We start from the raw sequence: 2,241 nt of genomic DNA, 5'->3' as shown, positions 1-2,241 counted from the left end.
TTTTTCGGCGCGCAAAATTTTGAAATTTACGGCTTGCAGAATTTAAAATTTCGCCTCTTTGCCACTCTGTGCGAAATTTGAGCGGTAAAATTTGCAGATAAAATTCCACGCCTAAAGCCGACGAGGGTGCGACAAGATTATGACAAGATTATAATTAAAAGGTAAAATTTGAAAACTGAACTAGAAAATTCCGCGCAAGAAACCCCAGCGCAAAAGCGAGAATATCCTGGCAAAAATCGCTTCAGCACGCGCAGTCTGTGGCTGATATTCGCCGCGATTTTTAGCGCGGTTGCGGCGACGTTTTGCTGCCTGCCCGCGCTTTTATTTTTGATTTTCGGCGCGAGTTTTTCCATTTTTTCGGGCGCTGAGGCTTTCGGTGACTACCGTGCGCCGCTTTCTGCGTTAGCGCTTTTTTGCTTCGCGCTCTCGGCGTTTTTCTTTTTCAAAAAGCCGCGCGCATGCTCGCTGCAAAGCAGGCGCAAAAAATGGATTCTGATCTACGCGCTCTTAGGAGCCTTGCTTGCCTTTATGCTTACATATCCTGAAATTTTAGGAGGGCTTTATGCGTAAAATTTTGTTTTTGATGCTTGGATTTACGGCGCTTTTTGCCGACAAAGAGGTTAAAATTTACGTGGAAAAAATCCACTGCCCGCTCTGCACCGCGATCGTGCGAAAGGCGCTTTTGCAAACACCAGGCGTGATAAGCGCGAAGGTTTCGCAGCAGAGCAAAACCGCGACCGTCGCGGCAAAAGATGACGCAAACGAGACCGCGATGCTTGAGGCAATCGCTAAAACGGGCTATGAAGGCGTAATCGTAAAATAAAAATCCCCGGCAAAATTTCGGACTAAATTTTAAATAAAATTCTTGCTAAATTTCGGTAAAATTCATGCGACTTTACGTAAAATTTCATTTTGCGTAGCTTGCCTGCAGCGTAAGCTAGCGCGATTGAAATTCTGCGCGTATTTTGCGGAAGCGCTATGTCGGCGCTGTCGCGTTTAAATTTAGCGGTATGTGTCGCCGCATATACGCCGCACTACAATAAATTCTAAAGGAGCAAACATGCAAAAAAACGAGGTTATGAACGATTTTAAGAAGCTGTGCGAGATACCGCACTGCAGCTGCGAAACGCAGCAGATGAGGGAGTTTTTGGCGGATTTTGCGCGCTGCCTGGGCTTTAGCGTGAGCGTCGATGAGGCGGGCAACATCCACGCCGTAAAGGGCGAGCCTAAAATTTGCCTGCAAAGTCACTACGATATGGTTTGCGTGGGTGCGGCGCCCAATTTGCAGCTCATCGAAGAAAACGGCATCTTAAGGGCGAAAAACTCGACCCTAGGCGCTGATGACGGCATCGGCATGGCGATGATGATGGGCGCGATGAGGGAGTTTGCGAACCTAGAGTGCCTATTTACCAACGACGAAGAGGTCGGGCTCGTGGGCGCAAACGCCTTTAAGGGTAAAATTTTATCGCCGAATCTTCTAAATTTAGATAGCGAAGAGGATGACCGCGTGACGCTGGGATGCGCCGGCGGCATAAACGTGAGCGCGAAAATCGGCGCCGCGAGCGTCAAAAAGAGCGGTAAAATCTACGAGATCGGCGTTACCGGGCTTAGCGGCGGGCACTCGGGCAACGAGATACATAAAAATATCCCAAACGCGACGAAGCTGTTAGCGAAATTCCTTGCCGAGGAGGGCTGCGAGCTAATCAGCCTGGATTTTGGCGAGAGGAGCAACTCGATCCCCGCAAACGCCGTGTGCAAGGCGATCTGTGCGCATGAGCCGGCGCAGCGCGGCCTGGCGTGGGTAAAGAGCCTGGGCGAGGGCGAAGCGGACGTGCTGGTAAACAGCGGCAAAATTTTAGCGCTTATCAACTCCTTCGCCCAGGGCGTGCGCAGCTACGACACGCAGCTTGGCATGGTAAACGAAAGCATAAATCTCTCGACCGTTAAGCAAAAAGAGGGCGTGATCGAGTTTGACTTTTTCGCTCGCGCGATGAAGCGAGAGGGGCTCGAAAATCTTGGCTTTGAGACCGCTACGCTAGCTAGCGCGCTGGGCTTTGATGTGAGAGTAGCCGACCGCTCGGCGAACTGGGCGCCGCACGTCAGCGACTTTGCGCACCTAGTACTCGAAGAGCTACAAAAACAAAAGCCGCAGGCCAAATTTGCCGCCGTGCACGCAGGTCTTGAGTGCGGCGTACTGGTCGCAAAACAGCCCGAGCTACAAGCCTGCTCCATAGGCCCAAA

General features: G+C 51.0%; 3 protein-coding genes. All 3 read left to right on the top strand.

From position 1 onward, the window contains the following. The first annotated feature begins 168 nt into the window (after positions 1-168). Positions 169-570 carry an aryl sulfotransferase gene (locus tag Q0256_RS01390; protein WP_297959336.1) on the top strand — a complete coding sequence of 134 codons (402 nt, stop codon included), beginning with the start codon at positions 169-171 and terminating at the stop codon, positions 568-570. Next, complete coding sequence (locus tag Q0256_RS01385) at positions 563-823, top strand: heavy-metal-associated domain-containing protein (RefSeq protein WP_297896513.1); 261 nt, start codon at positions 563-565, stop codon at positions 821-823. The genes Q0256_RS01390 and Q0256_RS01385 overlap by 8 nt, the downstream gene beginning before the upstream one ends. 237 nt (positions 824-1,060) lie before the next feature. Next, on the top strand, positions 1,061-2,241 hold a 1,181-nt coding region (locus Q0256_RS01380; protein WP_297959334.1), incomplete at its 3' end, for a M28 family peptidase.

The sequence above is a fragment of the uncultured Campylobacter sp. genome, from assembly GCF_937949835.1.
GTDB lineage: Bacteria > Campylobacterota > Campylobacteria > Campylobacterales > Campylobacteraceae > Campylobacter_B.
Note: the sequence above shows the minus strand (reverse complement) of the source record. Positions and strands in the feature narration are given on the sequence as shown.